Origin of the sequence: Streptococcus intestinihominis (genome assembly GCF_046824975.1) — a bacterium.
In the GTDB taxonomy this organism is placed as follows: Bacteria; Bacillota; Bacilli; order Lactobacillales; family Streptococcaceae; genus Streptococcus.
Genome location: NZ_JBKQBL010000003.1, coordinates 59,597 through 67,063, shown reverse-complemented (window position 1 = coordinate 67,063; position 7,467 = coordinate 59,597). Strand labels below are relative to the sequence as shown.

Sequence of the window (7,467 nt, the reverse complement as noted above, 5' to 3'; positions counted from 1 at the left end):
GATAAAATATTTCAATGCCAACTTATAATCTTTCTTATCTAGAAAGAAGCAACCAAAAGCATGGCAGTCGTTTCTGACAAGGCCGAATAATTTAGCGTTGATATTGCTATTAATCCGGTCATTCAAAATTTTAATTTTAGCGATGTCATATGAAAGGTAAGGGTCATTTCCAGAGTATTCCATGTATTCAAATGCCGATATATATGGATCCTTGTGTGCTTTAATAAGACCTTCATACTCAAATAAAATCTGCTGTCCTACATTCGTGGTACAAATCGACGAAGGGATACTATCTTCTAGCAGATCAAAATTATTCATAATTCTTTGTACAAGGTCATATTTTTTTCCACCAACTGGCAAAGACTTCACTTTTAAAATTTCTTTTAACTCTGCGACTTTAAGCTTCGATAAACTTTTTTCTGATTTTTGAAATGTCAGCAATCCCAGTCGGATTAATTTATTTCTATGAAGTTGAGGGTTGATTTGATATTCATGTTCAAAATATGATGGGAAAAAATCTCCATTGTTAGTATCAATCCAATGCAAAAGAATGATATCACCAATTTGTAATGTATCATCTTCACATTTCCTCAAATTAGTTTCAGAAGTAGTAGCAGTTTGCTTGAAATGATTAAAAATCTTCTGTATGAAACTCATCTATTATCCTTTCGTTAAAAATATCGCTTATTTATGCTAAAGGATTCAACTAACATTGTTCATAACTTCTCTATTTCGAAGTTTATTCTTCATATTTCTGAATTTTGTCAAAGGCTTCTTGGATATCTTTTTTTGTTTTGAAAGGATTATTTTTGATGTTTACAATATATAAAACAATAGTCAAACACAAAAGAATAAATCCAATTGTAGGATTTATTATGAAATACAAAAGGGTGCATAATGCAAGCAACCCCACCGGAAAATACCATGAAGAGGCAGGGTGGATTTTTTTATCAACTGGTGTATTAATCGCTTGATTTTGTTTCTGTGATCGTCCCTTTTTTATGCTTCCCAAAGCATCAACAGTAGTTTGGTTGTATACTTTGTTGTAAATAGCACGTTTTGGATCTTTAATAATTCCAGTGCCTTTCTGCCCATAAGTCGGAATAATAGCTTTCTTCACTTTTCTTTTCAAATTTGAGGTAGTTCTTGCCTTGAGACTTTTCGAAAGGTTTGGTTTTCTAACTCCTATTTTCATAAAAATAACCCTTTTCCTCCACAAACACCTTATATTCTTCTATTACCATCGACTCATTAGCAATGGTTTTTAAATTATATCGTTCCATAAAATGGATTTAATTAAATTCTGACACGTCATCCATGGTTTTCAATTCTTCTTCCAGTAGATGATGGATCATGCTGCGGTCGGCTTGTAATTCACACAATTCTCTATTTAGTTCGTATTGAGTCTTTGTGTGGTCCTTGTGGCCTAACTCATGCAAGGCCGCTTGCTTTTGGTCTTTTTCTGATAAATTAATATCCAGAGCGAGAACCTTTAATGCTGGATTGAAGAAGCCTGGACTGTGCCATCCGCTCCCGTCAAAATAGCATAGACTTACACCCTCAAGGGCGCAAAGCTCTCTTACAGTCATAAATGCACCTCTATTTATTTTTTAAGTGTGCCTCCAGGACCGCTGTTATAAAGTCAATATCTTCTTCAGTAAGTGGTTTACCATCGAATAACATTGATTGTGCAGCAATGTCTCTGAGGTCTAATGGTGCAGAAGCATCACCATCTTTCGCAATATGTGGATTGTCTGTGCGTCCTAATAAGTAGTCGGTGGACACGTTGAAATAGTCGGCTATTTGTTGTAATCGCTCAGAACTTACTTTTTGTCGTTTTAAGGAATAAAGTGTATTTTTGCTATATCCCAATTTTTCTTCAACTTGATTTAGAGATAAACCCTTTTTTCGAGCCAATTCTCTAACTTTTTCAAATGTTGGAAACATTGATTTATCAACCTTTCTGAGAGATCGACAAAAAATATTTAAATTATTTATTTAAAATTTTTGGCGAAAATAAATGAATGATTTAAAATAGTTTTTGTAAAGTTAATGAGTTAGTAAAAAACGAAGTTAAAACTTATCTAAATATAAAATAGCTTTGGCGAGCAAGAAAACTGATAGATATAGTATTTTATCATTCTTTTTATTACGCTTTCATTTTAAATTATTTATTTAAAATTTTCAAGAGCTTTATAAAATAATTTACTAACTCTTTAACTCTATTAAAAAAAGTAGGATAAACATGAGCCAACAACATCGTGAATGGATTGAGCTTGTAAAAGAGCGAATTGAAAAACGTGGATGGTCACAGACGGACTTGTCCATTGTTGTAGGTGTTAGTCCATCAGCTATCACATAGCTGCTAAAAGATGGAAAAGGAAGCGATGACTTGAAACTTCGTATTAACAAAAAATTGCGAATTAATTAGTCATGGGAAAAATTTGAGGAGTAGGAGAAAAGAATGAACGAACTAGAAAGAACAGCCCTCAATGAAATACTGAGGACTGTGACGTATATTGCAGAAAAACTGGATGAGTTGGAATTTAAATTGACTAAAGAGGGTCTACAAGATTCTGAGCATCCAGAATAGTTAGCTGATATTCGATATAGCGAATGGTAGCATTTAAAAATTTTTTTAAATCTTGTAAATCTTTATCTGTGTGTCTTCGGACGTAGTGAGTTTCATCGTTACCAATCCACGAAGTGGCCTGAGCAAGCTTTTGTAAAATTTGATCATCAATATATTCTATAATGACTTGTCCTAAAAATTTTTTCTTAATCTCATCTGCCTTTTCAGGGAATTTTTGGATTAAGAAATCCTTAATGATAAACTCAAGCGATTTTCTAAGGCCGATACCAACTAAAGTGTCGTAACCGTCTGCTTCAGCTTGCAAAGACTGAGTATATGTTTTGACACCTTGAGGAGAAAGATTAGAAATTTCTTTAGGGAATTCAGATGGCTGCTCTTTATAGTGATGTAAGTTTCGTGGATAGGTACTTCCATATTCGTTTAGATAATTGTAAGAATCTACCCATCCATATTTACAAGAGTTACAAAATAAAGTTAGGAATAAGATGTGGTCGTATTCATCTTTGTAAAACGATGAATCTTTTAAGATAGGCTCTATCCCTCTACCGCAATTAGGACAAACATCTGTCACAGTTACGTCTACATCAGCATACGCAGAATTATCATATTTTGCTTTCATTAACATAATGGTTTCTCCGATTGATTTATTATCTTTATTATATCAAATTCAGAAAGGAAAAAGCGTGTGAACGAAATTACTTTATCAAATAATCTATCTCAGATAGAACTTGAAATCAGCCATCACAAGCAAATAGCTGGCCAGTCGATTTGGGAAATCGGCAGACGATTGAACCATGTGAAAGAGAATGATCTGGCCCATGGTAAATTTATGGAATGATTGAATAAGATCAATCTTAATTGGTCAGAGGTGAACAGAATGATGAAGGTTGCAAAAGAACTTCCAAATTACTCAACGTTGAGTAATTTAGGTAGAACCGCACTTTACCTCATCGCAACTCTTCCAGAAGAAGAGCGAGAGGAGCAGATCCAACGCATCGAAGATGGTGACAATCCAACGGTGCGAGAGCTGAAGGAAGTCAAGAAGAAACTCAACCTCAGAAAGCTTGCAAACAAGCGTCTACAGGCTGAAAACGAAAGAATCAAATCTGCCAAGGTCGAAGTCAAGGAAACTATCAAGGAAGTCATCCCAGACGATTACAGAGCCACACAGGACCTAAACAAGCAATTGCTAGAAAAGAATAAGAAACTCTCCAAATCCGTGAAAGCAATGGAAGAGCGTGAAGAGGTTGATAAGAAATCTGCTCAGTACGATGAATTGACTCGAGCGATTGAAGAATCGCAAGGGCAACTAAATAGTGTACAGAAGCAAATCTCCGCTTACAAGAACATCACCAGCCTACTTCAAAAAGGAAATGATTTCTTAGCAAGCATGGGCGTTCTAATCTATGCAGATGAGGAGAAAGTCCTCAAAGCTGATGGAATCATCCGAAATGAATTTGATAGTTTTAGCAGTCGTGGGATTCGTTTTTTCAACGACCTGAACGATATCCATTTTATATATGCAAACGACAAATCCTTGTCGTTTTTTATTTCTTTAAAATCTATCAAGTAATGATATCTTGTGAGCGATTCCTATATTTTTTGTTGACAGGAGGAGCGCTTTTCCGTATAATGGATACTAGTTTGGAAGATTACTCAAGAGGCTTAAGAGGCCGTGTTGGAAACGCGGTAGGCGTGTAACAGCGTGCGTGGGTTCGAATCCCATGTCTTCCGTAAGAGAAAGGAAAGCAGATCAGTTGATCTGTTTTTTTTGTTAGGCAGGATTGGCAATGGGTAAGAGTGTCTTCTTTGTCGGATTTCCTGTATAATAGAAGGTAAGAACGGACGAAAAGGAGTGCAAGGTGATTACACAACTGGACACAAAATCGGTTTATACCTTTATGGACAGTTTAGTCTCTATTCGAGACTATATTCAGCGTGCCAAAGAAATGGGTTACCAACAAATTGGTCTCATGGATATTGATAATTTGTATGGGGCTTACGAGTTTTTAGAAGAGTGCCAAAAAGCTGGTATAGGAGCTGTCCTAGGTCTTGATTTGGAAGTTGATTTACCAACGGGTCCTTTGTCTATCCGTTTGCTTGCGTTAGGTACCGTAGGTTATAAACATTTAATCAAGATTTCCAGCATGAAAATGATGGGGACAACTGACTGGTCGGCCTTTCAACACTTGTTGGATGATCTAGCCATCATCGTTCCCTATTTTGAAGGGATTGAGTATTTAGACTTGGGCCAAGACTTTGCGATTGGTGTCTTTCCAGATACTCCAGCGAAACAGTTTTCTCGTCCTGTTTTCCCCCTCCATACAGTCCGCTATTTTTCTACGAGTGATTTGGAAAGTCTTCAGATGCTCCATGCCATTCGTAATAATTGCAGTCTGAAGGAAGTAGGAGCTGTTGACGCTTCTATGATGTTACTGCCACCAGAAAAGTTGGAGCGGGCCTTTGCTCATAATTATCCAGATAGTATTTCTTATCTAGAAAAGACTCTTGCTGCCGTTCATTATGAGATTGATACGCAATTAAAGCTTCCCCGTTTTAATCCAGAGAAACCTGCAGTCGAGGAATTGCGTGAGTTGGCTGAGGAGGGCTTGAGAAGCAAGGGGCTGGACCAGACGGTTTACCAAGAGCGTTTGCATCATGAATTGGCTGTCATCCATCAGATGGGCTTTGATGACTACTTCTTGATTGTCTGGGATTTATTACGCTTTGGTCGAAGTCAGGGTTACTATATGGGGATGGGACGTGGATCAGCAGTTGGTAGTCTAGTAGCCTATGCCTTGGATATTACAGGGATTGATCCAGTCAAGAACAATCTCCTCTTTGAGCGTTTTTTGAACTTAGAGCGCTATACCATGCCAGATATTGATATTGATATTCCAGATGTCTATCGTCCCAAATTTATCCAGTATGTTAAAAATCGCTACCGCAGTCCTCATGTGGCTCAAATTGTGACCTTCTCAACTTTTGGAGCGAAACAAGCCATTCGAGATGTGTTTAAGAGATTTGGAACCCCAGAGTATGAGTTAACCAACCTTACCAAGCGGATTGGCTTACGGGACACCTTAGCCTCTGCTTATGAAAAGAATTTAGCCTTCCGTCAAGCCATCCAAAGTCGTCCGGAATACCGTAAGGGTTTTGAAATTGCGAAGAGGATTGAAGGGCAACCGCGTCAGACGTCGATTCATGCGGCAGGTGTCGTCATGAGTGGAGAAGACCTCACCAATCAAATTCCGATCAAGATGGGTGAGGAGATGAATCTGACCCAATATGATGCCCATGGTGTTGAGGCAAATGGCTTGCTCAAGATGGACTTCTTAGGACTACGAAATTTAACCTTTGCTCAACGGATGCAGGAAGCAGTGAAGGAAAAATATCAAAAGGATATTAAAATCGAGGATATTCCTCTAGAAGATCCAGAAACGATTGCTTTATTTGCTGCTGGCAATACCAAGGGTATCTTCCAGTTTGAGCAAGCGGGAGCTATTCGTTTGCTGAGACGAGTTCAACCTAGCTGTTTTGAAGAAATTGTTGCGACGACTTCCTTGAACCGGCCAGGAGCTAGTGACTATATTGATAATTTCGTTAAACGCAAGCACGGCAAGGAAAAGGTCGATATGATTGATCCTAGTTTGGAAGGGATTCTAGCACCAACTTATGGCATCATGCTCTATCAGGAACAAGTCATGCAGGTGGCCCAGACCTTTGCTGGCTTTAGTCTAGGAAAAGCCGATATCCTCAGACGGGCCATGGGGAAAAAGAACGTTGCAGAAATGCATCGGATGGAAGATGACTTTATCAAAGGGGCAGTCGCCCTTGGGCATAGTGCAGAAAAAGCCAAGCAAGTCTTTGCCATTATGGAAAAATTTGCCGGCTATGGCTTCAATCGTTCCCATGCCTATGCTTACTCAGCCCTGGCCTTCCAATTGGCCTACTTTAAAGTCCATTATCCAGATGTCTTCTTTGACATTATGCTCAACTACTCTAGCAGTGATTACTTGACCGATGCGTTGCAATTCAACTTCCAAGTGGCTCCTTTGACCATTAATACCATTCCTTATAAAGATAAGTTCCAAGATCAGAAGATTTATCTAGGAATGAAGAATATCAAAGGTCTTCCAAAAGATCTAGCCTTTTGGATTATTGACCAACGTCCGTTTGAGAGTATTGAAGATTTTATCTTGCGCTTGCCAAGTCAGTACCACAAACTTCCTCTTTTGACGCCACTGGTAGAATTGGGCTTGTTTGACTGCTTTGAAAAGAATCGAAGAAAAGTCCTTCAGAACCTTCCTAATCTATTTGTTTTTGCTGATGAGTTGGGTAGTTTATTTGGCGAAGCTAATTATTCCTGGATGGATGCCGAGGACTACAGCAAGGCTGAGAAGTATGAAATGGAGCAAAGGGTCATAGGGGTCGGTCTCAGTCCTCATCCTCTGGTGGAAATTCTATCCGCAAGTAGCCAACCAGTACGGCCGATCGCTTCTTTAAGCGAAGGAGAACAGGCCACCATCCTAGTCGAAGTCCAATCAATCCGGACGATTCGAACAAAAAATGGGGAAAATATGGCCTTTTTACAAGTTTCCGATCTCCAAAAGAAGATGGATGTCACTCTTTTTCCGGATACTTATCGCCAGTATAGTTCAAAAATAAGAGAGAAGGGCTATTACTATCTCAAGGGGAAAATCCAGTCTAGAGATGGTCGACTCCAAATGATTTTGATGGAAGCAGAAGAAGCTACCAATCAGCGTTTTTGGATTCAATTGTTTGATCACCAAGAGGACCGGGCAGTTTTAGATATTTTAAAAGCCTATCCGGGTCCCTATCCTGTTGTTATTCGCTATGAAGAGGAGAAAAAG

General features: G+C 38.5%; 6 protein-coding genes, 1 tRNA gene and 2 pseudogenes. 4 read left to right on the top strand and 5 right to left on the bottom strand.

The features are described 5' to 3' along the window. The 4 genes and pseudogenes from ACLOR3_RS05405 to ACLOR3_RS05390 all read right to left on the bottom strand — a co-directional run. Positions 1 to 657: SAP domain-containing protein (locus tag ACLOR3_RS05405; protein ID WP_412037055.1), on the bottom strand; the 657-nt coding region annotated here is incomplete at its 3' end. Positions 658 to 739: 82 nt separating this feature from the next. Continuing rightward, complete coding sequence (locus ACLOR3_RS05400; protein WP_270288769.1) at positions 740 to 1,195, bottom strand: hypothetical protein; 456 nt, start codon at positions 1,193 to 1,195, stop codon at positions 740 to 742. Then, positions 1,179 to 1,589, bottom strand: a pseudogene (locus ACLOR3_RS05395) (ImmA/IrrE family metallo-endopeptidase). The gene ACLOR3_RS05400 and the pseudogene ACLOR3_RS05395 overlap by 17 nt, the downstream one beginning before the upstream one ends. A 10-nt stretch (positions 1,590 to 1,599) precedes the next feature. Beyond that, positions 1,600 to 1,947: a helix-turn-helix domain-containing protein gene (locus ACLOR3_RS05390; RefSeq protein ID WP_411400447.1), complete on the bottom strand. Its 348-nt coding sequence runs from the start codon at positions 1,945 to 1,947 to the stop codon at positions 1,600 to 1,602. 517 nt (positions 1,948 to 2,464) lie between these two features. On the opposite strand from ACLOR3_RS05390, the gene ACLOR3_RS05385 reads away from it, so the two are divergent. Then, the gene (locus ACLOR3_RS05385) at positions 2,465 to 2,593 is read left to right on the top strand and encodes a hypothetical protein (protein WP_270288767.1); all 129 of its coding nucleotides are present in this window, start codon (positions 2,465 to 2,467) and stop codon (positions 2,591 to 2,593) included. Here ACLOR3_RS05385 and ACLOR3_RS05380 read toward each other — a convergent pair. Further along, on the bottom strand, positions 2,556 to 3,218 hold the full coding sequence (locus ACLOR3_RS05380; RefSeq protein ID WP_270288766.1) for a DUF4145 domain-containing protein: 663 nt from the start codon (positions 3,216 to 3,218) through the stop codon (positions 2,556 to 2,558). The genes ACLOR3_RS05385 and ACLOR3_RS05380 overlap by 38 nt on opposite strands. A 60-nt stretch (positions 3,219 to 3,278) precedes the next feature. On the opposite strand from ACLOR3_RS05380, the pseudogene ACLOR3_RS05375 reads away from it, so the two are divergent. From ACLOR3_RS05375 to ACLOR3_RS05365, 3 genes and pseudogenes are all read left to right on the top strand, one after another. Then, positions 3,279 to 4,166, top strand: a pseudogene (locus ACLOR3_RS05375) (DUF3102 domain-containing protein). Between the two features lie 73 nt (positions 4,167 to 4,239). Then, positions 4,240 to 4,327 (top strand) — tRNA-Ser (locus ACLOR3_RS05370). 128 nt (positions 4,328 to 4,455) lie between these two features. Next, a partial coding sequence (locus ACLOR3_RS05365; RefSeq protein WP_412037054.1) for a DNA polymerase III subunit alpha occupies positions 4,456 to 7,467 on the top strand: 3,012 nt, incomplete at its 3' end.